This window comes from Nonomuraea sp. NPDC004186 (genome assembly GCF_053603495.1).
In genome coordinates this window covers 1-23,642 of record NZ_JBSGFQ010000027.1, presented here as the reverse complement: position 1 = coordinate 23,642, position 23,642 = coordinate 1, and the positions used below count along the sequence as shown (strand labels likewise).

The following is a 23,642-nucleotide window of genomic DNA, read 5'->3' as shown; positions in this document are numbered from 1 at the left end:
AACCGTGCCTCAGACCTCCACATCGCCCCGTACGGTATCGCTCTTTACGGTGTCAGCTCGATGAAGGACACGCCCGGCATGGGCAGATCGAACTCGAGGGTGACCGTGCTCCCGGCGACCGTGGCCGGAGAGGTCAGCTCGTCCAGGGTGTTGGCGGTGCGAAGTTTGTCCCATTCCTCGTCCGCCGGCCAGTCGCCGCCGCCCATCGCCTGCCAGGCCGCCTGCACGTTGGAGTGGTCGCGGTCGATGCGGTGGTGGGTGACCGTGTACTCCCCGCCGGCGAGCCCGTCGACGGTCAGGGACACCGTACGGGTGAGCTCGGGGGCGCCGTCGGCCTGGGCGTGGTTGAGGGTGCCGTTCCAGACCAGCACGCCGATCCTGCCGTCCTCGTGCCGGGCCGCCCACGCCTCGACGCCGGCCACGTCGCCGTCGAGCGTGGCGGCCAGCTCCGCGTCGCCCAGCCGGGAGGCCAGGGTGAGCGCGTGGAAGCGGGGCTTGCGCAGGTTGCCGACCGTCAGCAGGCCGAACCCGCCGTGGAACAGCCGCGGCGGCCGGCCCAGCTCCTCGAAGTGGTCGGAGGCCACCCAGTGCGACAGCGCGGCGATCCGGCCGGCGGCCGACTTCATGCCGTGCAGCAGGAACGCCGCCCCGAACGGCCCGTCGCCGATGCCGTGGAAGTGGGTGGGCGTGGGCCCCCATTCGGTCCACCAGACGGGGACGTCCACGCCGTACCTGGCCAGGACGGGACGCCAGTCGAGCGGCGCGTTGCCGTAGGTGTGGCTGGAGACGAAGTCGAGCGCCGCGCCCGACTCCTCGACGTGCGCGAGCAGCTCCTCCACCCAGCCGTCGGCCGCCGAGGCGGGGCCGCCGACGCGCAGGTCCGGGTGGACGTTCTTCACGGCCGCGGCGGTGACGTCGTAGAGCAGGAAGTACTCCTCGGGCGTGCCGGTCCAGAAGACGGCCAGGTTCGGCTCGTTCCAGACCTCGAAGGCCCAGTGGTCGATCAGCTCGTGGATCCCGTACCGCTCGGCCAGGTGCTCCACGAGCGCCCTGACCAGGTCGCTCCACGCCTCGAAGTCCTTCGGCGGCGAGACGACGGCGTCGTAGCCGAAGACGGTCCTGGAGGGGTCGGCGGCCAGGTCGCGCGGCATGTAGCTGAGCTCCACGATCGGCCGCAGGCCCAGCGCCACGACCTTGTCGTAGACCTCGTCCACGCGGCTGAAGTCGTAGACCGCCTGACCGTCGACCTCGCGGTAGACGCCCAGGTCGTCGCAGAGGATGGCGTGGGCCCTGACCGTCTGGACGCCGAGCTCGTCACGCATGACGCGCAGCGCCTCGGCCAGCTCCTCGCCGATGGGCCGGCCGCCGCTCTCGTCGGTGCTCAGCAGGTGCGACAGGTGCTCCGACCCCACCATGTACGCCCACGGGCGCGGCAGCTCGCGGGTCACCCGCCCCGCGTCCACGTGGACCGACAGCCCGGCCGGCCCTTCGAGCGGAGCGGCCTGGACGGGCTCGGACAGCGGGCCGGCGTGGTCCACGGCGGCGACGGCGGCCACCTGGTAGGACGCCGCTCCGTGTCCGGTGTCCACGTACCGGCAGGACGGGACGGCGGGCACGTCCACGTCCGGCGGCGTGGCCGGCGACCCGTCCCGGTGCACCACGTAGCCGATGGCCCCGGGCACGGCGTCCCAGGTCAGCGTCACCTGGCCCGCTCCCGGGACCGCCGACAGGCCCGTCGGGGCCGGCAGCTCGGGCCGGGAGGCCGGGGTGATCGCACCGGACTCCTGGCCGATGCGCTCCTGCCAGTCGCGGTGGGCAGCCATGTTCATGAAGTGACGTTCCATTCCTCGATTTCCATTACCGGGCGCAGCTTGGCCTCCACGCCCGAGCCCGCGAAATAGCGGTGCAGGTCGCCGCCGGTGAGCACGTTGCCCAGGGCGGCCATCACCATGCCCTGGTCGAGTGCCAGGTACCACTTGGACACGGCCCCCGAGCGGACGGCGACGGCGTCGTAGAAGCCGCCGGGGCCGTAGGCGTCGAAGTTCCGGCGGAGCTTGTCCAGGTTGTCGATGGCCGCGTCCTTCGCGTACGGCAGCGCCAGGAAGCTGGCGTGCGGCGTCACGACGCCGTCGCCGTAGGCCGTGGGCTCCGGCTTGGCCGGGCGGCAGCCCTCGTAGCCGGGGTCGGTGCTGGTGCGCTCGCGGTCGGTGGTGTAGCCGGGCTCGTCCATGCCGAGCGGGTCCACGCCGTACTCGCGGTAGCCGCCGTGCGGGTCGTTGGACGGCGAGAAGCCCCAGTAGCCGTACTTGGCCTCGTTCATGCCGTGCTCGATCTGGGCGCGCACGAACACCGGGTGGTTGCGGCCCCAGCTCTTGGGCGCCCACTTCGCCTCGGGGACCACGAGGTCCGGCATGAGGGCCTCGAACATGGAGCCGCCCCAGTTGGGGACGTAGCGCATGCCTCGGTAGGCGTACGTGCCCTCCCAGACGTTCACGCCCAGGTACTTCTTCCACGAGCCGACCGGCTTCTGGTCCTGCCAGCCGAAGTCGCAGCCGTTGTCGGGGAAGGTGCGGTACGGGCCGAAGTAGCTCTCGCGCGGGAGCTGGCCGAGCGCGATGCCCACGTACTGGCCGATGCGGGTCTCGGCGGGCGCGCCGTAGTGGTGGCAGGTCGAGTAGACGGTCGTGCCGGTGCCGGCGTAGTCGCTCGCGACGTGGCAGCCGTCGGGCGGCTCGGGCCAGAAGCCCCCGCGGATCAGGCCGGTGCCCGCGTCGGGGCGGGCGGCGGGGTCGTAGTAGGAGGCGAAGTTCATGGAGGTCAGCAGACGGTTGGCGCGGGCGGAGTATTGCGGGGTCGCGTTGCGGACCATCATCAGGGCCGCGGCCAGCCAGCCGTTGTCCACGCTGGAGGCGAACAGGCGCACCGGATCGCCGGTCTCCGGCCAGGTGTGGATCAACTGGAGGGTGCCGGGATCGTACCAGTTGTAGAACTGGCCGGTGGGCGTGTTCCGCTCAAGTCCCTCCAGCGCCTTGATCACCCTGCCGATCCTGGCGACGGCGTCCCCGCCGCTGATCAGGCGCAGGTCGCGGGCGGCGAGGGTGCTCCACAGGTAGGTGCCGATGTTGGTGGGCGAGGTGACCTTCGCCCTGGTCGCGAGGTCGCCGGTCACCTTGTCGGCGGGCAGGCCGGTGGCCGGCTCCACCATGGCGGCCATCGACCGCCAGGTGTCCTTGGCGTAACGGAGCAGGGTGGCGTTCGCGGAGGCGTCGGCGAGGGCGGGGGTGGCCGGCACCGTCAGGGCCAGCACGAACACACCGGACAGGACTGTCTTGCGCATGGGGGGCTCCTCTACTTGAGGCCGGTGGTGGCGATGCCCTGGATGAAGAAGCGCTGCAGGAAGACGAACAGGAACAGGATCGGCGCGATCACCACGACCGACCCGGCGACCAGCAGGTTGTAGTGGGTGGCCTCGTGCCCGTTCAGGATGTTGAGCGCGACCGGGAGGGTGTACATGTTCTCGCTCTGCGCGACCACGGCCGGCCACAGGAAGTTGTTCCACGAGCCGAGGAACGTGATCAGCCCCAGCGTGGCCAGCGGCGGCCCGCACAGCGGCAGGATGATCGTGAAGAAGATCCGGAACTCTCCCGCGCCGTCCACCCTGGCCGCGTGGATCAGCTCGTCCGGCAGGTCGGCGATGAACTGCCGCATCATGAACACGCCGAGCGGCGTCACCACGGTCGGCAGGATGATCCCGATGAACGTGTTGACCATGCCGAGCTTCGCGATCAGCACGAACTGCGGCACCACGAGCACGATCGCCGGGATCGCGAGCTGCACCAGCACCAGGCCGAAGGCGAGGTTCTTGCCGCGGAAGGACAGCTTGGCGAAGGCGTACCCGACCATGGAGCAGAACAGCAGGTTGGTGGCGACCAGCGCGAGCGCGATGAGCATGCTGTTGGCGAAGGCGTTGCCGATGTTCACCCGCTGGAACAGCTCCGCGAAGTTGTCCAGCGTGAACGTCTCCGGCCAGAACGTCGGCGGGTCGCGCCTGATCTCCCGCTCCGGCTTGACCGCGCTGAGCGCCGTCCACAGGAACGGCCCGGCGACCAGCGCCAGCCCCAGGCTCAGCCCCAGGTAGACGACCGCGCGCTGGCGGCGGGTCCGGCTCATCTGCGCCTCCCCAGCCTCAGTTGCAGTACGGCCAGCGCCACGATCACCACGAACAGCACGGACGAGGCGGCCCCCGCGTAGCCGTAGTTGCCGACCCCGAACTGGCCGAAGATGGCCAGCGAGGCCGACAGCGTGGAGTCGAGCGGGCCTCCCCTGGTCATGACCAGCGGCTCTTCGAGAAACTGCATGAAGCCGACCGAGCTGTAGACGGTGCAGAACAGCAGCACGGGCCGCAGGGAGGGGACGGTGACCGCGCGGAAGCGGGCCCAGCGTCCGGCGCCGTCCACCTCGGCGGCCTCGTACAGCTCCCTCGGGATGCTCTGCAGCGCGGCCAGCAGCACGACCATGTTGAAGCCGAAGCTGCGCCAGGCCGTCATCACGATGATCGACGGCAGGGCGGTGGACGTGCTCTGCAGCCAGTTGGGGCCCTGGACGCCCACCAGCTCCAGCAGCCGGTTGACCAGCCCGGCCTCCGGCTCCAGCAGGAACTTCCAGGCCACGGCGATGCCGATGATGCTGGTGATGTTCGGCAGGTAGTAGCCGAGCCGGAAGAACGCGGCCGGTAGCCGGGCGATCCCCGAGTTGAGCAGCACGGCCGCGGCCAGCCCGAGCCCGATGGTCAGCGGCAGCGCGGTGACCACGAAGACCACGGTGTTGAGCGCCGCCTTGCGCATGGCGCCGTCGTTCATGAGCCGCAGGTAGTTGTCGACCCCGACCACGTTGACGGCGAGCGGGTCGCTCACGTCGGTGCTGCGCATGTCGGTGAAGCTCATGCCGATGCCGACCAGCAGCGGGCCCAGGTAGAAGACCGCGAACAGCACCACGAACGGCAGGATGAAGATCCAGCCGATGCCGGTCTGGCGTAACGTGCCCCTGAGCCTGATCGGCGCCACCCGGCGAGCGGGGACCGCCACGCTCATGGGCCCTCCCTCCTGTTCACAGACCGGTGCCGATCGTGTCGGCCTGCGACTGGATCGCCTTGAGCGTCTGCTCGGGCGTCTGCGCGCCCCGGGCCAGCTTCTCCAGCTCGGTCTCCAGCACCCTGGCCACCTGCTCCCACGTCGGGAACGGCGGCGGCGTCTTGGCGTCCTTGAGCTGCTCGCCGAAGACCGCGAGCTGCTTGTCGGCGGTCAGCTCCGGCTCCTGCCAGGCCGCCGCGACCGCGGGCAGCGACTTCACCGTCGTGTACCACTTGGCCTGGACCTTCGGCTCGCTCAGCCACTGGATGAACTTCCAGGCCGCGTCGCGGTTCTTGGCCTTCTTGAAGACCACCATGTCGGATCCGCCGAGGAAGCTGGTCGCCGAGACCGGCCCCTTGGGGTAGGGCGCGACGTCGAACTGGTCCTTGAAGCCGGGACCGCCGTCGTTGTTCAGCACGCCGACCATCCACGGGCCGGAGAAGAAGCCGCCGACCTCGCCCTTGATGAAGCTCTGCGGGAAGGCGCCCTCCGGGGTGTTGTTGGGGGCGAGCTTCTGGGTGAACAGCGACGCGTACTGCTTGAGCGCCGTGAGCGCCTCGGGGGTGTCGAACGTGTACTTGCCGTCCTTGACGATCTCGCCGCCCGCCTGCCAGATGAGCGGCAGCACCTCCTGCCAGGAGGCGCCCTGCGTGTAGCTCTGGTTGAAGCCGTTCTTGGCGCCGCCCTTCTCCTTGAGCGCCTTGGCGAACGCGGTGAACTCCTCCCACGTCTTCGGCGGCTCCACGCCGGCCTTCTTCGCCTGGTCGGTGCGGTAGTAGAGGACGCGGGTCTCGACGTACCACGGCACCCCGTACGCCGTGCCGTTGACGTCGACCGTCTGCCAGGCGCCGGGGAAGAACACGGACTTGTCGACCAGATTGCCGGGGGTCGGCTCCAGCGCGCCGGTCTTGGCCAGCTCGCCCGACCAGGTGGAGCCGACCATGCTCACGTCCGGCGTGGCGCTGCCCGCGATGGCCGCGGTGATCTTGTCGTGCGCCACGTCCCAGCCGATGGCCGTGACGTTGACCTTCACGCCCGGGTTGGCGGCCTCGAAGTCCTTGACGAACGCGCCGAGCGCCTTGCCCTCCTCGCCCATCGCCCAGACCGTGACCTCCCCCGTGATCTTGCCGGTCGTGACGTTCTGTGCCTGCTCAGGAGTTCTGTCTGCGCTGCGGCCGCAGCCGGCCGCCAGGATCGCGAGGGCCAGCACGCCTCCCGCGGCGCGCCGGGTGGTGGTGTTCACGGACTACCTCCTGGGGGTTGGTCACCGCGGCCGGAACGGATCTCCGGCTCGGCGGTCAGGGCTCGGTGACGTCTCGGGGTGGTCGCCGCAGCTGGAGCGGACCACCAGCTCGGTGGGCAGGCTCTGGTGACGGGGCAGGTCGCGGGCGCGGGTGATCAGCTCGTCGAGCGCGCGGGCGGCGCGGGCGCCGAGCTCGCGCATGGGCTGGCGTACGGTGGTCAGCGCCGGGCGGGCGTGGCGGGCGGCCATGATGTCGTCCCAGCCGGTCACGGCCAGGTCGCCGGGCACGCTCAGGCCCAGCTCCTCGGCGGCCAGCAGCGCGCCCAGCGCCACCTCGTCGTCGGAGCAGATGATCGCCTCGGGCCTGCCCTTGCCTTTGAGCAGGTCCCTGGCGGCCTCGAAGCCGCACTCGACGGTGTAGTGGCGCGTGTCCACGGCCTCGATCGCGCCGCCGAGCACCGCCCGCACGCCCTGCCAGCGCTCGTCCACGTCGTCCTGGCTGGCCATGGGCGCGCCGAGGAAGGCGAAGCGCTCGTAGCCGTGCCCGGCCAGGTGGGCGGCCAGCTCTCCCGCCGAGGCCCGGTTCTCGCTGCGCAGCGTGTCGGCGCCGGTCAGCGGGTCGCGCGAGATGAACACCAGCCGCATGCCGAGCCGCACCAGCTCGGCGACCAGCGGCTCGGGAACGGTGTGACCGAAGATCAGCATGCCGTCGACCCGCCCGGCGAGGTCCTTGACCAGGTCGTTGACCCGCGTGCGCCCCTTGGTGGACAGGATGACGACGGAGCGCCCCAGCTCGGAGGCGACCTCCTCGTAGCCGAGCAGGACCTCGGTGTAGTAGGGGCCCGCGAGGTCGGGGAAGACGATGCCGTTGGCGGCGTGGCGGCCCTCGGCCAGGCTCACCCCGAGGCGGCTGGGCGTGAAGTTGAGCTCCTCGACCGCCTTGAGCACCTTCTCGCGCGTCCTGGCCGCGACCGGGCCGGTGCCGCGCAGCGCCCGGGACACGGTCGCGATCGACACGCCGGCCCGCTGGGCCACCTCGTAGATGGTCACGTCCATCGAGCGTCTCCCTGTTGTGTAAGCGCTTCCACTATGGACTGTAAGCGCTTACACACATGCATCCTGCCAGGGTTGTTAACTTCTCGTACAGACCCCGGCGAGTAACGGTGAGGTCACGCCCTCGATGGGTAGTCGTGGATCATGCTCTACGGCAAGGAACACGTACAGCGTTATCAGGAGACCAACGGCGAGGAGGGACACGACTGGAACAACACGACAGTCCTCCTCCTCACCACGAAGGGCCGCAGGTCCGGACGCTCCTACACGACGCCACTCATCTATCAGAAGCACGGCGACGACTACGTGGTCGTCGCGTCCAAGGGCGGGGATCCCGACCACCCCGAGTGGTACAAGAACATCCTGGCCAACCCCGAGGTGGAGGTGCAGGTCAAGGGCGACAAGTTCACGGCCCGAGCCCGTACGGCCTCGAAGGAGGAGAAGCCGGAGCTCTGGGAGCTGATGGCCCGCACCTGGCCGGACTACGACGAATACCAGAAGAAGACCGACCGCGATATCCCGGTCGTCGTGCTCGAACGCGTCAAATGACGGGTGCCCCGCCGCACCCGGTCGGGGCGCGACGGGGCTTCCATCACGTCATCTGAGCTGGTAGGCCCTGATGACGGTCTCGGTGAAGCCGTTGCCGCCGGTGTCGGCGGCGTTGACGCGCAGCGAGGCGAACCCGCCGCGCGCGCTGACCGGGTGCCACGTCTGCGCGGCCCACGTGCCGTTGCCCGCCGGGTGCACGAGCGTGGGCAGCCAGGTGCGGCCGTCGTCGTAGGAGATGTCCACCGTGAGCTTGCGGAGCGGCAGGTCGGGCGAGCCGTCCTGGCGCTGGACGCTCAGCGGGATGCTCATGAGACCCACCGCCGCCCGGTTGCGGTCGTCCAGCTCGGGGGCGATCTTGACGGTCAGCAGCGGCAGCACTTGGCGCTTGCCCGGCTCGGCCGACTTCGACCTGAACTTCCACTCGGCGCTGACCCGGGTGGAGACCTTGGTCTGCTTCGCCTCGCGGTCGGCGGTCATGGTCAGCCGGTATTCGCTCGCCTTCGTCTCGGCGGGCACGTCGACCGAGCCCGGCAGGTAGTCGGCGGCATAGATCTCCTTGCCGTCGCGGTAGACCTTGGCCTGCGGGGCGATGTAGTCGCCGTAGGAGACGCGGTCCGGCGTGCTGTCCTCGAACAGCCCGGCCGAGAACTGCATCAGGTTCTCGTCACGCCAGTTGTAGTCGCCGTCGGGGTTGAGCGCGGCCGCGAAGACGCCGGCGTTCCAGCGGTCGGTGGTCTTCGTGCCGGCCCGGTAGGAGGTGATGTCGCCGAAGAAGAACTGGTCGACGTCGTCCCAGCCGTCCGGCGGCGTCTGGTACTGGATGAAGGACGGGTACCAGCCGGTGTCGGCGGGCGTGTAGTACTCGGTCCTGCGGAACGGCAGCGAGAAGCGCGAGACCTGGCCGTACGGCATCCAGGCCAGCTCCTTGCCGTACAGCACCGGCAGGGCGAAGCGCTCGCCGAACTTGGCGTCGTGCTGCGTGGCGTACGTGGAGGTGACCTCGGCGAGGTCACGGCGGCGCGGCTGGTAGCCGGGGTCGGCGGGGATGCGCGGCTCGGCCTTCATCAGGTGGTAGAAGTACGGGCTGTCGTCATAGCTGCCGTCGGCCTTCGGCTTGGCCCACTGCGTCCACCGGTAGAAGGCGAAGTTCTTGCTCACGGTGCGGGCCGTCGGGATGGCCTTGATGCCCTCGACGCGCTCCGCGCCCCACATGCCGGCCAGGTCGACGTCCACGCCCATGGCCTGCACGCCCTCGGCGAGCTGGAGCATGCCGAGCATGCCGACGGCCAGCCGCGCGGTGGGCTCCTCCGTGCGGACGGTCACCGGGCGGGCCTTGCGGGCCTCGGCGGCGACGGTGCGGTCGGCGTCGAGCGTGAACTCCGGGTCGGCGGCCATCACCATGGTGCCGTCGCTGTCCATCATGAGGGTGACGACGGTGTAGCGGTGGCCCTTCTGGAGCCTGAGGTCCAGCGTGCCGCCGGCGATGTCGTAGTTGACCTGTTCCTTGGCCTCGAGGTCGATCACGCCGGCGAACGCGGCCTGCGCGGGCCGCCCGTCGGTGCCGGTGAAGGTCAGCTTGAGCGAGCGCTTCTCCGGCTCGACCCGCATGCCGATGCCGGTGCGGACGGTGACGCCGGCGTTCCTGGCGATGACCGTGCCGCTGAACATGCCGATCGGGCCCGGCTGGGCGGTCACCTTGACCTGGGCGGTGCCGTGCGCGGGCACCTCCACGGCCGGGGCGCCGAGCTTGAACGGCGTCACCGTCGCGCCCTCGCCGTCCTTGGCGATCACGCTGAGGTCCAGCCGGACGGCGGCGTCGCCGTCGTTGCGGTAGGTGAGCGTCTGCTCCCGGGGCGCGGGGCTGGGCAGCTCGATCTCGCCCAGGTTCAGGCTGGCGGGCTCGGCGGTGATCTGCTGGGTGACGGCGCGGGCGACGTCCACGCGGCCGGAGCCCTGGACGTAGGCGCCCAGCTCGTCACCGGGCGCGGTGGAGGCCATGAGCGCCGACTTGATCCGGTCGGCCTTCCAGTCGGGGTGCTGCCCGGCGACGATCGCGGCGGCTCCGGCCACGTGCGGGGTGGCCATGGAGGTGCCGCTCAGCTCGGTGTACGAGTCGTCGATCGGCGAGCCCAGGCCCGTGCCCGCGGCGCGCGCGGCGACGATCGCCACGCCCGGCGCGATCAGGTCGGGCTTGACCGCGGCGTCGCCCACGCGCGGGCCCGTGCTGCTGAACTGGGCGACCGTGTCGTCGTCGCGGTAGGAGGCGCCGACGGAGAGCGCGCGGTCCGCGGTGCTCGGGGAGCCGACCGTCTGGGGGCCGTCGTTGCCCGAGGCGATGACGAACAGCGTGCCGTACTTCTCCGACAGGCTGTTGACGGCCTGCTCCACGGGGTCCACGCCGATGGAGTCGGCCTCGCCGAGGCTGAGGTTGGCGACGCGGGCGCCGTTCTCGGCCGCCCAGGTCATGGCCTCGATGATGGCCGAGTCGGGGCAGAAGCCGCTCTGCACGCAGACCTTGCCGATGAGCAGCTTGGCGCCGGGGGCGACGCCCTTGTACCTGCCGCCCGAGGCGGCGCCGGAGCCGGCGATGGTGGCGGCGACGTGGGTGCCGTGGCCGTTGAGGTCGCGGACGTCGGGCTCGTCGGTGAAGTTCTGGGTCTTGGTGACCAGGCCCTGGAGGTCGGGGTGGCCGGGGTCGTACCCGGAGTCGAGGACCGCGACGGGCACGTCCTTGCCGGTGTGGCCGGCCGCCCAGGCCTGGGGCGCGCCGATGTGCGGGACGCTGACGTCGAGGGAGAGCTTGGCCTTGCCGTCCAGCCAGATCTTCTCGGGCACGGCCGCGGCCGTCCTGGCCTGCCCGGTCAGGGACTTCCACAGCGTGCCCGCGCCGGTGCGGGGCTCGCTCTGCGCCACGCCGTTGATCGCGGGCAGCGGGCGCCCGCCCGCGGCGCGCAGCGTGGCGGCGCCGGCCTGGTCCGGGTACGTCGTGATCAGCGGGAGCGCCGGGCTGGCGGCGTCGTCGTAGCCGAGCGCGGCGAGCCGGGTGACGTTGAACAGCCGGGGGTCGAGGCGGCCGGCGGCCAGAAGGGGCATCGCGTCCGTGGGGACGATGCTGAGCCCGTCCTTGCCCCGACGGTGCACGAACGTGACCTTCTCCCTGCCGGGGCCGGGCTTGACGTCGAGCTGGGTCTGCTTGTCGGGGAGCTCGCGGAGGGTGACCTTGTCGCCGGTGATGAGGGTGATCGTCTTGGGCGGTCCGGACGGCTTGTCCGGCTGGGCGGTCGCCTTGGCGGAGGGGGCGGGGGTGGGGGCCGCCTGGGCCGGCGTGGCGGCGGCGATCAGGGCCGTTACCACGACGCCCAGAAGGGCGGTTCTTTGAAGCACATCCCGATTTCTAATTGTCAGTGAAATTTGCCGACAAGGTGGTTGATGTGGCCTATTGCGGCAACTGCCGGAATTGGCCAAGATCGTGGGCATGCTTGAGGAGGGTCGGGCGCTGGAGGTCGTGGGCATCAGCGCCTTTGACGAGCGGGTCTATCGCGGGGTGCTGGCCAGTCCCGGCATCACCGTGCAGGAGCTGGTCAGGCGCAGCGGCGAGAGCGCGGGGCGCATCCAGTCGTCCCTGAGCCGGCTGCGCGCCAAGGGGATGGTCAGCCGCCTGTGGGGACGCTCGCCCCGCTGGACGGCGACGAACCCGGGCGCCGCGATCCGCTCGCTGGTGCGCGGCATGCAGGGCGAGCTCGACCGGCTCACCGACACCGCCGACGAGCTGGAGGCCGCCTTCCGCACGGTCGGCCAGGGGACGGATGAGGGCGGTCAGCTGGAGGTCCTGGCCGGGCCCGAGGAGCAGGCCCGGTGGTACGTACGGTTGCAGCAGGAGGCCAAGGAGGAGGTGCTGACCTTCGACCGGCCCCCGTACGTGCTGGACTACCACAACCCGCTCCAGACCGGCCTGCTCCGCAGCGGCGTCCGCTACCGGACCATCTACGTGCCGGAGGCCTTCGACCACACGGGGGCGCTCGACGAGGTGGGCAACCTCATCAAGGCTGGTGAGGAGGCGCGGGTCCTGCCGGAGCTGCCGTTCAAGATGGCGATCGTCGACCGGTGGCGGGCGGTCATGCCTCTGCAGATGGACTCGCCGTTGACGCGCGGCGTGCTGATCACGGGGTCCACCATGGTGATGGCGTTGGTGGAGCTGTTCGAGCGGATGTGGCGGGAGGCGCTTCCGGTACGGCCGGAGCTCTGGCAGGAGCTCGGTGATTCGCGGCTGGAGACGACCGATCCCGGATCACCGGTCGCCGACCTCGACCCTGAGGCCGCACCGCTCAGCCCTGCGGAGGGAACGCCCGGTCCTGCGCAGGGGGCGCTCGGCCGTACTGCGGGTGCGCCCGGCCCTGCCGCGGGGACGCTCAGTCCTGCGGCCGGTGCCCTCAGCCCTGCGGCCGGTGCGCTCAGCCTGGAGGACCGCAGGCTATTGGCGCTGCTCGCGGCCGGGCTCAAGGACGACGCCATCGCCCGCCAGCTCGGCACCAGCCCCCGCACCCTACGCCGCCGGCTGCGTCATCTCCTGGACGAGCTCAACGCGGAGACCCGCTTCCAAGCCGGCGCCCAGGCCAGCCGCCGCGGCCTGGTGTGAGATCAGGGGCGGTGCGTTCCGCTCCCCTCATCCCGGCCGGCCGGCGTGACGTAGCAACCCACGGCCGCAACCCCACCAGAACCCTCGTGGGGCCTCAGGGCCGCAGGGTCGCGTAAAGATCCATGGTGCGGTGGGCGATGCGTTCCCAGGAGAAGTGCTCGACGGCCCTGGCCCGCCCCGCCACCCCGAGCGCCCTGGCCCGCGCCGGGTCCCGCAGCAGCGCGTTGACGCGCTCGGCCAGGTCGGCGGCGAACCGGTCGGGATCGTACGGCGTGCCGTCAGGCCCCTGGGAGATCGGGACGAGCAGGCCCGTCTCCCCGTCGGCCACCACCTCGGGGATGCCGCCGGTGGCCGTCGCCACCACGGCCGTCTCGCAGGCCATCGCCTCCAGGTTCACGATCCCCATGGGCTCGTACACCGACGGGCACACGAACACCGTCGCGTGCGTCAGCAGCTGGATGACCTCGGGCTTGGGCAGCATCTCCTGGATCCAGAACACCCCGTCCCGGTCGAGGCCGCGTACCAGCTCGGTGACCTCCGCCGCGATCTCCGGCGTGTCCGGCGCGCCCGCGCACAGCACGAGCTGGGCGTCCCGGTCGAAGGACCGCGCCGCGCGCAGGAGGTGGACCAGGCCCTTCTGCCGGGTGATGCGGCCCACGAAGACGACGTACGGGCGGTGCGGGTCCACCCCGTGCTTCTCCAGCACGTCGAGGTCGCGATCGGGGGCGTACTCGGCGGTGTCGATGCCGTTGTGGATGACGCTGACCCTGTCCGGCGGGATCTCGGGGTAGGCCGACAGCACGTCGCGGCGCATCCCCTCCGATACCGCGATGACCGCGTCCGCGCTCGCCAGGGCGGTGCGCTCGGCCCACGACGAGATCGTGTAGCCGCCGCCGAGCTGCTCGGCCTTCCACGGCCGCAGCGGCTCCAGGCTGTGCGTGGTGATCACGTGCGGGATGCCGTGCAGCATCTTCGCGACATGCCCGGCGAAGTTGGCGTACCAGGTGTGCGAGTGGACGACGTCCGCGCCCTCGCACGCGGCGGCCATCTCCAGGTCCACGCCGAGCACCTGCAGCGCCGCGTTGGCGGCCGCCAGTCCCTCGGGCACCCGGTAGGCCGAGACGCCGGGCTCGGTGCGGTCGGCTCCGAAGCAGCGCACGCGTACGTCGGCCAGCTTCCGCAGCTCCCTGGCCAGGTATTCCATGTGCACCCCGGCCCCGCCGTACACCTCGGGCGGGTACTCCCGGCTGAGCAGATCAACACGCATGAGACGACCTTATGGTGGGCCGCGGCCGGCGGGCCACCACAAGCAGCGAGTTTCGCGCCAGAGGTCAACCTGAGCGGCTCGACGATCTCCCGACGTCCATTGCGCAACAAATCTGGACACGAAGGGAGGTCTCCATGCCGGGATTCGTCGATAGATCGGCCATTTGAGGGTAGCGTCCTGGGCATGAGGTCCCGGAGGGTGCTTGCGGTTGTGCTGGCAGGTGGAGAGGGCAAGAGGCTCATGCCGCTCACGGCGGATCGGGCGAAACCGGCGGTGCCGTTCGGGGGGATATACAGGCTCGTCGATTTCGTCCTGTCCAACCTGGCGAACGGCGGCTTCTTGAAGATCGTCGTACTGACCCAGTACAAGAACCACAGTCTTGACCGGCACGTCTCGCGCACCTGGCGGCTGTCGGCGATGCTCGGCAACTACGTGACGCCCGTGCCCGCGCAGCAGCGGCTCGGCCCGCGGTGGTTCTCGGGGTCCGCGGACGCGCTGTTCCAGAACCTGAACCTGATCTATGACGAGATGCCCGAGCACGTGATCGTGTTCGGGGCCGACCACATCTACCGGATGGATCCGCGTCAGATGGTCGAGCAGCACGAGGACTCGGGCGCCGATGTCACGGTGGCGGCGATCAGGCAGCCGCTGTCGCTGGCCGACCAGTTCGGCGTGATCGAGACCGATCCGCAGGGGCGCAGGATCGTGGCGTTCAGGGAGAAGCCGAAGGACGCGGTGGGGCTGGCGGACTCCCCCGACGAGGTGTACGCGTCGATGGGCAACTACGTGTTCAAGACCCAGTCGATGATCGACGCGCTGCGGGAGGACGCGCTCGACCCGACCAGCAAGCACGACCTGGGCGGCAACATCATCCCGATGCTCGTCAAGTCGGGCGGGGCCGACGTCTACGACTTCAAGAACAACATCGTGCCGGGCTCCAGCGAGCGCGACCGCGGCTACTGGCGCGACGTGGGGACGCTCGACGCGTACTACGAGGCCCACATGGACCTCATCTCGGCGCACCCTGTCTTCAACCTCTACAACGACAAGTGGCCGATCTTCACCGGCCACGATCCGCTGCCCCCGGCCAAGTTCGTGCACAACGACGGCGACCGGGTGGGGCGGGCCATCGACTCGCTGGTGTCGCCCGGCGTGATCGTCTCCGGCGGCACGGCGATCCGGTCCATCCTGTCGCCCAAGGTCGTGCTCCACTCGCACTCGCTGGTGGAGGACTCCGTACTGATGGAGAACGTCAAGGTCGGCCGGGGCGCCGTCATCCGCAAGGCGATCATCGACAAGAACGTCGTGATCCCCGACGGCGCCAGGATCGGCTTCGACCTCGACTACGACCGCACCCGGTTCGCCCTGACCAGGGGAGGGGTTGTGGTGATCGGCAAGAACGAGATCGTCGACCGCTGACCACCCGGCCCACACCCGAGCCACCCCACGCACACCACCCGGCCGGCAGCCTGCGCCAACCTGCAGCCTGCGCCGGCCGGCCGGTCACGCACGCCCAAGCAGCCCACAGCCCAAGCAGCCTGCGACCCGACCCGCAGTCTTAGCCGGCCCGCGGCCCGAGCCGACGCACGGGCCGAGCAGCCAGCCCACGCACGCCCCATCCAGCCCATCGCCTGACCACCTGAGCGCCCACCCAGCCAGCAGCCCTGGCAGCCGCCCACCTAACCGGCCCGCAGTCTGAGCAACCGGTCCACGTACGTCCTGGCGTGCTCGGGCCCGATCGGCCGGTTGAAGAAGATCGCGTGGTAGTAGATCGGGGCGAGCACCACCTCCATGAGCTCCAGCAGCCCAGGCGGATCTTCGCCACGCTCCCGCGCCCGCGTCAGCATGACCTCGAGCTGCACAGCCCGCTCAGCCATGAACGTCTGGTAGTCCTCACTGCGCGTGCTGACCTGGGCCGCCCGCACGTACAGGTGGCCCAGCGGACCGGCCACATCGGCCGCCGCCTGCATCGCGTACGCCTCCAGGTCGCCGCGCAGCGAGCCCGTGTCGGGCACCGGCGAGCCCTTCGCGAGCTGCTCGGTCACCGCGTCGTCGACCAGCGCGGGCAGCGTCCCCCAGCGGCGGTAGATCGTCGCCTGGTGAACCCCTGATCGCTCGGCCACCCGGGCGATGCTCAGCGTGTCCCAGTCCTCCTCGCGCAACAGGTCGATGACCGCGTCATGGACGGCCGCGCGGACCTTCGCGCTGCGGCCACCGGGCCGTCGTGCGGGTTGCATGCACCCACCTTAACGCGAGACCTCTTGCATTAGGACTTCCGCCGTGTTTACCTTGAAGCGAAATTCTTCGCGTTAAGGGGGCGAGCGGACACATCCGCCGGCGCTCCGACGAAAGGAGCCGCACGTGAACCGTTCTCTGATCAAGGTCGCCCTGTGGGACGTCCTGCCTCCGGTCGCCGCGTACTACGCCTTACGCGCCCTCGGCGTGAACGAGCACCTCGCCCTGCTGGGCGCCTCCCTGACCGGCTTCGTGCGCGCCGCCCACGTCGGGATCCGGGAACGCAGACTGGACGGCTTCGCCGCCTTCATGTGCCTGATCTTCGGCCTCGGGCTCGCACTCGCCTTCCTCACCGGCGACGAACGCTTCATGCTCGCCGTCAAGTCCGTCACCACCGGCGTGATGGCGGTCGTCCTGGTGGCCACCTGCGTGGCGGGCCACCCGGCGGCGTACGGGATGGCCAAACGCTTCGGCGCCGACGACGCGGCCACCGCGGCCCGCTGGGACGTGCTCTACCAGGCGGACCCGAAGTTCCGGCGCGTGTACATGGTCATGACGCTGACCTGGGCCGCGGCCCTGGTGACCGAGTCGGTGGTGCGGATCCCGCTGATCTACCTGCTCCCGGTGGACATCATGGCGGGCCTGTCGTCGGCCCTGCTGATCGGCACGCTGACGCTGGTGGCGGCATGGAGCGCCTGGTACGGCCGCCGCGGCGAACAAGCCGCCACAGCCCACCACCAAACCACATAACCTCACCCTCCACCCCGCCCACACGACGCCTCCGCCCGCCCACACAGGCCCCTCTCCGCCCCACAGGAGACCCTCCCCGCGCCCGCCCGCACAGGGCACTCCCACCCGACCCTCCATCCGCCCGCCCGCGCAGGACACTGGCCCCACCCAACCCTCCGCCCCGCCCGCACAGGGCCTCCCTGCCCGGACGCACCAGGGATCGGAAGATATGGCGCCCGAATGCACGTCGCCCGCCGCACGAGGCCGGAAGACGTCACATCCGAATACACGGGCAGCAGCACTCTTCCCACGGCCACAGAAACGTCGAAGGGCGTAGCACCTGGCCGCACTTCACTCAGCGCGCAGAGGGCGGAAGACGTCACGTCCGACCGCGCGAGCAGCATTCTTCGCCCGGCCGCACAGGCGTCGGAGGAAACGGCATCTGAATGCACTTGCCCAAACCGTACAGGGGTCGGAAGGCGCCACATCCGGCAGCGCGAGCAGCGCCCTTTGCCTGGCCGTTCAGGGGGGAGGGTTGCCGCGTCCGACTGCGCGAGCAGTGGCGCGGACAAGTGTGAGGAGGGGCGCACATTCCCATCAAGCGCTGAGTGCGAAGATCTGGCACCCGGCTGCGGAGATCGGTTCACAGGGGTGGGGATGTGCGGCGGGGTGGGGTCCCGGGGCGCGCCGCGACGCGTCCCCGAGAGCCCGAATCAAACTGTCCGTCAGTAGCGAGCGCCCCAAGGCCAGTAGTAGCCCCAGTCACCGTTCCAAGGCCACCAACCGTGGGTGTTGTCCCACTTGTAGGGCCAACCCCAGTGGTGGTGGTGCTTGTGGTCGTCGTCGTTGTCGTCGTGCCTCTTGCCGTGCTTCTTCTCGTTCCGGTCGTCGTCGTAGGAGTCGTAAGACTTCTCGTCGTCGTCGTCGGACTCGTACTTCTCGTCGTCGTAAGAGTCGTACTTCTTCTCGTTGTCGTAGGAGTCGTACTTCTCGTCGTCGTAGTCGTTCTTCTTCTTCTCGAACCCGTCGTTGCGCTGCTTCTCGTCACGCGAGGATTCGTAGGAATCGTCGTAGTTCTGCTCGTCGCGGTCGTAGTCGTACGACTGCTCGGACTCGTCGTAGTCGTAGGACTTCTCGTCGTGCTTCTTCTTGTCGTCGAACTTCTTCTCGTCCCGGTCGTAGTCCTGCTCGTACCGGTCGCTGTCGTACGACTTCTCGTCCCGGTCGTAGGAGTCGGAGTCCCACTCCTGCCGGTCGTTGTCGAACTTCTTCTCGTCGTCGAACTTCTTCTCGTCCCGGTCGTAGGAGTCGTAGTCCTTCTCGTACCGGTCGCTGTCGTAGTCCTTCTCGTCCCGGTCGTAGGAGTCGTAGTCCTGCTCGTACCGGTCGCTGTCGTACGCCTTCTCGTCGTAATCGGCGTAGTCGAACTTCTTGTCGCGCTTCTTCTGGTCGTCGACCTTCTTCTCGGACCAGTCGTTGTCGTACGACTGCTCGTCCCGGTCGTAGTCGTACGACTGCTCGGACTCCTCGGAGTCGTAGGACTTCTCGTCGTGCTTCTTCTTGTCGAACTTCTCGTCGTCGAACTTCTTCTCGTCCCGGTCGTAGTCCTTCTCGTACCGGTCGAAGTCGTCCTTCTTCTCGTCGCTCTCGTAGGAGTCATCCTGCTCGTAGGAATCGTCCTGCTCGTACGAGTCGAAGTCCTTCTTCTCCTGGTCGTGCGAGTCGAAGTCCTTCTCGTCCCGACCGAAGTCGTGCTGCTTCTCGTCGTCCTTTTGCTTACGGAACGAACCGTCGTGCTTGTCACAGGCGTCTGCATTGCGACGACCGGCGTACACGCCCGTCTTGTCGATCTTCAGCGTGCTCCAGGCATCGGATACGCAAAGGTCGCCCTGGGCGGCACTGGCCGGGCCGGCCAGCCCGACAAGCGCGGCAGCGACGATCAACGCACCACCGGCTCCGGCTGCTATGAAGTTACCTTTCATGATCTCCCCCCGTTATCACGTGGTGACTTTGTCACTCTAAGTAGTTATCACCGTAACGCGGCGTAACGGCACGCCCGGAACCTCTCGTCACTTTGTCGACGTCCTCAACCAAGATCGCTCGGGTATGTCCTCAGCTGATGACACATGCGGCCAGTTGAGCGGTGATGTCGATCTTGGGAAGATCGTTCCCAAAGGCGATAGCTTTTGGTTATGGCCCCAGGTCTTGGACCTGCGGGGCTCGGGCACCACATGATCGCCACCATGACGACGCGACTTCGGCGCGGGCGGTGGACGGTGGCGACGTCACTCGCCGCCTGCGCGCTACTGGCAAGCGCCTGCGGGACCACCCCAGCCACCACCCCCGCCACCGCTCCCAGCACCTGCCGCACGGCCGGCCTCGCCACCAGCCCCGCCACCAGCCCCGCCACCAGCCCCGCCACCAGCCCCGCCACCGGCCGATCCACATCGCAGAGCCCCGCCGCCGAGGAGTCCATACCGCCGGGCTCCGCTACCTGCCCCGCGAGCGGCTCGGAGGCCGACCCCGACAACGGCGACGCCGGAAGCCCTTCCAGCGGTCGGGGCGCATTGCCGAGCGCTGCCACTGGCGGGCATGCGGGGGTGGCGCGGGAGGTGCGGGCCTACGTGGACGCCGTGAACGCTCGTGACCTGGACGCCCTGGTCGCCGCCTTCGCCTCGGACGGCGTGGTGGTCGACGTCACCCGTCCCATCCGCGGGCACGACGCCATTCGCGAGTGGGCGCGCGCCGAGGTGATCGGCGGCACCCTGAAGGTGGTCTCCATCGCCGAGCGGCGGTCGAACGGGCAGAAGCTCCTGGTCCACTGGGCCCCCGCGGGATCCGGCGGGTGGCGGGCGCACTACGACTTCACGGTCTCCGACGGACGCATCGTCCGGGCCGATCTGCAGTACGCCTGACCGCAAGCCCGGGGGGTCAAAGCAGAACCCAGGGCTTATGGCTCAGGGCTTCGAGAGCAAAGGCTTGGAAGCCAGGAACCAGGGCTTGTGGGTCAGGGGTCAGCGACCGGTATCCCCACAACCCTGATGGCCCCGTGGTTCGGCATTCCGCATTCTGTATGCATTTGGGTCTTGTAGACGACCAAGTAGAGGATCACTCTGGCGGCAGGAGGCAGTGAGATGTCGCACCCACTCGGAGTAAGCCGACCGGATCTCGAAGTCACCGACCTACCCACGCCGGAAGAGGTCTTCAAGGTCTCCAAGATCGGCACCAAGGAACTGTTCAAGTACGCCATAGGTCCGAGCCTGATCGCGCTCGGCATCTCCATCGGCAGCGGTGAATGGCTGCTCGGCCCCCTGAACGTGGGCCAGTACGGATTCGTCGGCGTCGGCTGGGTCATCGTCGTGTCGGCGCTGCTGCAGACGTTCTACAACGTCGAGTGCTCGCGGTACGTCCTCGCCACCGGCGAGACGCCGGTGGTCGGCTGGGGGCGGGTGCCGCCGGGGTGGCCGCTCTGGGTGCCGCTGTCCGTGCTCATCGTGATCTTCGCGTTCATCGCGGGCGGATGGGCCGCGTCGGCGGGTCAGGGTGTGTACGCGCTGGTCCACGGCGTCCCACCCGCGGCCGACGACCTCGAGCCGCGCTGGTGGGCCATCGGCCTGCTGGTGCTGGTGTTCCTGATCACCGCGGGGGCCAAGCGCGTCAGCCGCGCGCTCGAGCTGGCGAACTGGCTGATGGTCGGCACCATCCTCCTCGCCCTCCTGGCCGTCGACCTGCTCGTGGTGCCGTTCAGCCAGTGGTGGGAGGGCATCCGCGGCTTCCTCACCCCGGCTGCCCCGCCCGCCGGGATCACGGCGACGCAGCTCGGCGCCCTGGCCGGGTTCACCGCGCTGGCCTCGGGCCTGAACTGGTACGTCATGGGCCACTACCGCGACAAGGGCTACGGCATGGGCTACCGCGTCGGCTACATCTCCGGCCTGCGCGGCGAGCGGCGCGAGATCCTGGCCAGCGGCGTGACGTTCCCCGACGACGAGCTCAACCGGGGGCTGTGGCGCAGGTGGTACCGGCTGCTGCTGACCGACATGTGGGGCGTGTTCTTCGTCGGAGCCATCCTCGGCATGCTGTTACCCACGATCCTCATGGCGCAGGCCGTCACGATGGCCGGGGAGAAGCCCACCCGGGCGAACGTGCCGACGTTCGTGGCCAGCGCGCTCGGCGACCAGTACGGGCAGGTGAGCTTCTACGCCGCGCTCGTGATCGGCGTGCTGATCCTCTTCTCCACCCAGCTCGGCATCTTCGAGGCGATGGTACGGGTGGCGACCGACGCGGCGAACGCCACCAGCCCGCGCCTGCGCGCCCTGATCGCGGGGGACCCGCGCCGGTTCTACTACCCGTTCATGATCCTGCTGCTGGTCCTCATCTCGATCATCATCTTCCAGTCGCTGCCGGTCGGCCTGGTGGAGTGGTCGGCCAACATGTCGAACCTGGGCGCGCTGATCTACCCGTTCCTGCTCATGTACCTGAACAGCAAGCTGCCGCGCCCGGCCCGCCCGCGCCCGTGGCACTACGTCATCCTCGTGCTCAACTTCCTGTTCTTCGGCTTCTTCTTCGTCAACTTCATCGCCGACTTCATCGGGGATCCGCTGGTGACGTTCTGACGAGGAAGACGTCGCCGTTGCCCGGCGCGTCGCCGCCCTTCGGGACGCCGTAGGTCAGGCCCGTGATCGCCATCTCGCCCGACGGGGTGGCGGTCGCGTACAGGTTGGGCTCAGCGAAGGCGTCCACGCCGTCGTCCCTGGCGGTGCCGAGCTGGGCCGCGGCGCGCTGCCGGCCCTTGCCGTCCAGGCGCAGCGTCAGGACGTCGGCGCCGCCCGCCTGTACGCTCACCCGGCCCCGGGTGTAGCCGGCGACCTCGACCTCGCCGCCCGCGAGCGGGACCACGGCGGCGCCGGCCTCGGCAAGAGGGGTGGCGAGGGTGTGCTGCCAGCGCTGCTTGCCCTGGCTGGTGTAGGCGGCGGTGTACCCGTCCCCGCCGACGCCGCCCGTGGCCACGGCCAGGCCCGTGGTGGTGACGGCCACCGCGTTCAGCCGGTCGCTCGCGGTGCCGCCCGCAGTGGCGGCCCACTTCCTGGTGCCGTCCGTCGCGAACGCGGCCAGCCAGCCGCCGGGCGTGGTCGTGCCCGGTAGAGCGGCACCGGCGCCGCCGGTGACGTAGACGTTCGAGGCGTCCGCGGCGACGCCGTAGGCCTTGTCCTCGCCCGCGCCGCCGTACTGGCGGATCCAGGACACCTCGCCGCCAGGAGTGAGGCGGGCGAGGATGGCGTCCTTGTCACCGGCGTTGGCGCCGTCCAGCGCGCCCTTGGTGTAGCCCACGACGTACGCGCCGCCGTCGGGCGCGGCGGCCAGGCCGTAGAGGCGGTCGGCCACGCCCGGCACGCCGAACTGCGTGATCCAGCGGACGGCCCCGCCGGCGTCGAGGCTGGCCACGAACGCGTCGTCCGTGGTGTTGCCCGCGTGCCGCCCGTCCAGGTCGCCCTTGGTATAGCCGGCCGCCAGCACACCGCCGTCCGGCAGGGCCGCCACACCGTACAACCGCTCGTCGGCCGCGGTGCCGAGCTGCTTGGTCCAGCCGCCGACGCGGGTGAGGACCGCGTTCCCGCCGGCCGCGTACCCGATGGTCAGGGAGCCGTCCGCGTGGGCCGCCACTCCCCCGGCCCAGTCGGGGCCGGCCGTTCCGTACAGCGGGGCGGGCAGGCCGGTCGGCGGCGTGACGCTGAGGCCCGGGCCGAGCTCGGCCATGGCCTGCTCGAAGGCGGGCTCCCACACCGTCCAGTCGTGGCCGCCGTCCAGGACGCGCAGCTGCGCGGAGAGCGCGGGCGAGCGCCGGGCGGCGTTGTAGAGGGCGGCGGACTCGAAGTCCAGGTCGTGGCGGGCGTCGGCGGGGTCCGGGTTGGCGTACTCGTCGTCGCCGACCGCCACGAACAGCCGCACCGGCAGGTCGGGATCCAGCTTCGGCAGCAGGGCCGGGTAGTTGAGCTCCCGGTAGACCTCGTCGGAGAACTTCTCGCCGTCCTTGCCGAACGCCCCGTAGTCGCGGGCGGAGGAGTCGGACGGCGGCAGCGGCGTGTAGACGGCCGGGCTGAGCACGGCGGCGGCGCTGAACAGGTCCTGGTGCGCGAGCGCGAACCGCAGCGCGCCCGCGCCGCCCATCGAGTACCCGCCGACCAGGCGGGCCTCCCTGATGGGCGCCGTACGGTACGTCGCGTCCACGTACGCCACCAGGTCCCTGGTCAGGGCCGTCTCGACCGGCCTTCCCGGCAGGTCGGCGCCGGTGTAGCGCGAGTCGGCGTACCAGCTGCCACGCTCGCTCCAGGGGGCGTCCGGCATGACGGCGATGACGGGCGGGATGCGCCTGGTACGGATCATGTCGTCGAGCAGGGTCTTGACCCGGGTCCACGCCTGCATGGTGTCGCCCCGGCCGTGGAGCAGGTAGAGCACGGGGTGGCGGTCGGTGCCGCGGTCGTAGCCGGTGGGCAGGTAGACGTTGAAGGCGATGTTCTCGCCCAGTGCCCGCGACGGGGCGGAGCCGGCGGCCAGCGTGCCGCCCGCCCGTACCTCCGTCTCGCCCGGAGCGGCCAGGAAGGTCAGTGACGCCAGGACGGCGAGCACGGCGAGCCAGCGGGGTTTGCGCATCAACCGCTCCCGTAAACGTTTACAGTACGCACCTTGCGGTGTTTCGGGAGAGTTTCGTGGTGAAGGTGTGGCGGTGTCAACCGCCTACCGGCCGGGCGCGCCGGGGGGGGGGGGCGGCGGGGCTCGGGCTCAGCGGCGGAAGACGTCCAGAAG

At 69.9% G+C, this 23,642-nt stretch carries 17 protein-coding genes; 6 read left to right on the top strand and 11 right to left on the bottom strand.

Going from position 1 to position 23,642, the window contains the following annotated elements; genetic code table 11:
* Window positions 1-44: 44 nt before the first annotated feature.
* The 6 genes from ACWEPL_RS22425 to ACWEPL_RS22400 are packed head-to-tail and all read right to left on the bottom strand — an operon-like array spanning window position 45 to window position 7,428.
* Window positions 45-1,829: a GH39 family glycosyl hydrolase gene (locus ACWEPL_RS22425; protein ID WP_452437351.1), complete on the bottom strand. Its 1,785-nt coding sequence runs from the start codon at window positions 1,827-1,829 to the stop codon at window positions 45-47.
* Window positions 1,826-3,337, bottom strand: coding sequence for a glucoamylase family protein (locus ACWEPL_RS22420; protein ID WP_363972448.1), 1,512 nt, complete (start codon window positions 3,335-3,337; stop codon window positions 1,826-1,828). Before ACWEPL_RS22420 ends, ACWEPL_RS22425 begins: the two co-directional genes overlap by 4 nt.
* An 11-nt stretch (window positions 3,338-3,348) precedes the next feature.
* On the bottom strand, window positions 3,349-4,170 hold the full coding sequence (locus ACWEPL_RS22415; RefSeq protein ID WP_363972451.1) for a carbohydrate ABC transporter permease: 822 nt from the start codon (window positions 4,168-4,170) through the stop codon (window positions 3,349-3,351).
* Entirely contained in the window at window positions 4,167-5,090 is a 924-nt protein-coding gene (locus tag ACWEPL_RS22410; protein WP_363972454.1) for a carbohydrate ABC transporter permease, read from the bottom strand. The genes ACWEPL_RS22415 and ACWEPL_RS22410 overlap by 4 nt, the downstream gene beginning before the upstream one ends.
* Window positions 5,091-5,106: 16 nt before the next feature.
* Window positions 5,107-6,372, bottom strand: a complete 1,266-nt coding sequence (locus tag ACWEPL_RS22405) for a sugar ABC transporter substrate-binding protein (RefSeq protein ID WP_363972457.1) — start codon at window positions 6,370-6,372, stop codon at window positions 5,107-5,109.
* A 21-nt stretch (window positions 6,373-6,393) separates the two neighbouring features.
* Window positions 6,394-7,428 carry a LacI family DNA-binding transcriptional regulator gene (locus ACWEPL_RS22400; RefSeq protein ID WP_350727006.1) on the bottom strand — a complete coding sequence of 345 codons (1,035 nt, stop codon included), beginning with the start codon at window positions 7,426-7,428 and terminating at the stop codon, window positions 6,394-6,396.
* Window positions 7,429-7,569: 141 nt separating this feature from the next.
* Here ACWEPL_RS22400 and ACWEPL_RS22395 point away from each other — a divergent pair, with 141 nt between their 5' ends.
* Window positions 7,570-7,974 (top strand): nitroreductase family deazaflavin-dependent oxidoreductase, encoded by a 405-nt coding sequence (locus tag ACWEPL_RS22395; RefSeq protein WP_363972461.1) that lies wholly within the window; start codon window positions 7,570-7,572, stop codon window positions 7,972-7,974.
* Window positions 7,975-8,022: 48 nt separating this feature from the next.
* Here the strand turns inward: ACWEPL_RS22395 and ACWEPL_RS22390 are convergent, their stop codons facing one another.
* Entirely contained in the window at window positions 8,023-11,358 is a 3,336-nt protein-coding gene (locus ACWEPL_RS22390) for a S8 family serine peptidase (protein ID WP_452437350.1), read from the bottom strand.
* Between the two features lie 91 nt (window positions 11,359-11,449).
* Between ACWEPL_RS22390 and ACWEPL_RS22385 the strand changes: the two genes are divergently transcribed.
* Window positions 11,450-12,610 carry a TrmB family transcriptional regulator gene (locus ACWEPL_RS22385; RefSeq protein ID WP_452437349.1) on the top strand — a complete coding sequence of 387 codons (1,161 nt, stop codon included), beginning with the start codon at window positions 11,450-11,452 and terminating at the stop codon, window positions 12,608-12,610.
* A 94-nt stretch (window positions 12,611-12,704) separates the two neighbouring features.
* Here the strand turns inward: ACWEPL_RS22385 and glgA are convergent, their stop codons facing one another.
* A complete protein-coding gene (gene glgA, locus ACWEPL_RS22380; protein WP_452437348.1) occupies window positions 12,705-13,877 on the bottom strand; it encodes a glycogen synthase in 1,173 nt (390 codons plus the stop codon).
* Window positions 13,878-14,075: 198 nt separating this feature from the next.
* Here glgA and glgC point away from each other — a divergent pair, with 198 nt between their 5' ends.
* Window positions 14,076-15,296 (top strand): glucose-1-phosphate adenylyltransferase, encoded by a 1,221-nt coding sequence (glgC, locus tag ACWEPL_RS22375; RefSeq protein ID WP_363972472.1) that lies wholly within the window; start codon window positions 14,076-14,078, stop codon window positions 15,294-15,296.
* A gap of 260 nt (window positions 15,297-15,556) precedes the next feature.
* Here the strand turns inward: glgC and ACWEPL_RS22370 are convergent, their stop codons facing one another.
* Window positions 15,557-16,114 carry a TetR/AcrR family transcriptional regulator C-terminal ligand-binding domain-containing protein gene (locus ACWEPL_RS22370; RefSeq protein WP_452437347.1) on the bottom strand — a complete coding sequence of 186 codons (558 nt, stop codon included), beginning with the start codon at window positions 16,112-16,114 and terminating at the stop codon, window positions 15,557-15,559.
* Window positions 16,115-16,238: 124 nt separating this feature from the next.
* Here ACWEPL_RS22370 and ACWEPL_RS22365 point away from each other — a divergent pair, with 124 nt between their 5' ends.
* Entirely contained in the window at window positions 16,239-16,862 is a 624-nt protein-coding gene (locus tag ACWEPL_RS22365; protein ID WP_452437346.1) for a VC0807 family protein, read from the top strand.
* Window positions 16,863-17,566: 704 nt separating this feature from the next.
* Here the strand turns inward: ACWEPL_RS22365 and ACWEPL_RS22360 are convergent.
* Complete coding sequence (locus ACWEPL_RS22360; RefSeq protein WP_452437345.1) at window positions 17,567-18,823, bottom strand: hypothetical protein; 1,257 nt, start codon at window positions 18,821-18,823, stop codon at window positions 17,567-17,569.
* 261 nt (window positions 18,824-19,084) lie between these two features.
* On the opposite strand from ACWEPL_RS22360, the gene ACWEPL_RS22355 reads away from it, so the two are divergent.
* Window positions 19,085-19,756, top strand: coding sequence for a nuclear transport factor 2 family protein (locus tag ACWEPL_RS22355; RefSeq protein WP_452437344.1), 672 nt, complete (start codon window positions 19,085-19,087; stop codon window positions 19,754-19,756).
* A 219-nt stretch (window positions 19,757-19,975) separates the two neighbouring features.
* Window positions 19,976-21,454 carry an Nramp family divalent metal transporter gene (locus tag ACWEPL_RS22350; protein ID WP_452437343.1) on the top strand — a complete coding sequence of 493 codons (1,479 nt, stop codon included), beginning with the start codon at window positions 19,976-19,978 and terminating at the stop codon, window positions 21,452-21,454.
* Here the strand turns inward: ACWEPL_RS22350 and ACWEPL_RS22345 are convergent.
* Entirely contained in the window at window positions 21,426-23,489 is a 2,064-nt protein-coding gene (locus tag ACWEPL_RS22345; RefSeq protein WP_452437342.1) for an alpha/beta hydrolase-fold protein, read from the bottom strand. The genes ACWEPL_RS22350 and ACWEPL_RS22345 overlap by 29 nt on opposite strands.
* Window positions 23,490-23,642 lie beyond the last annotated feature (153 nt).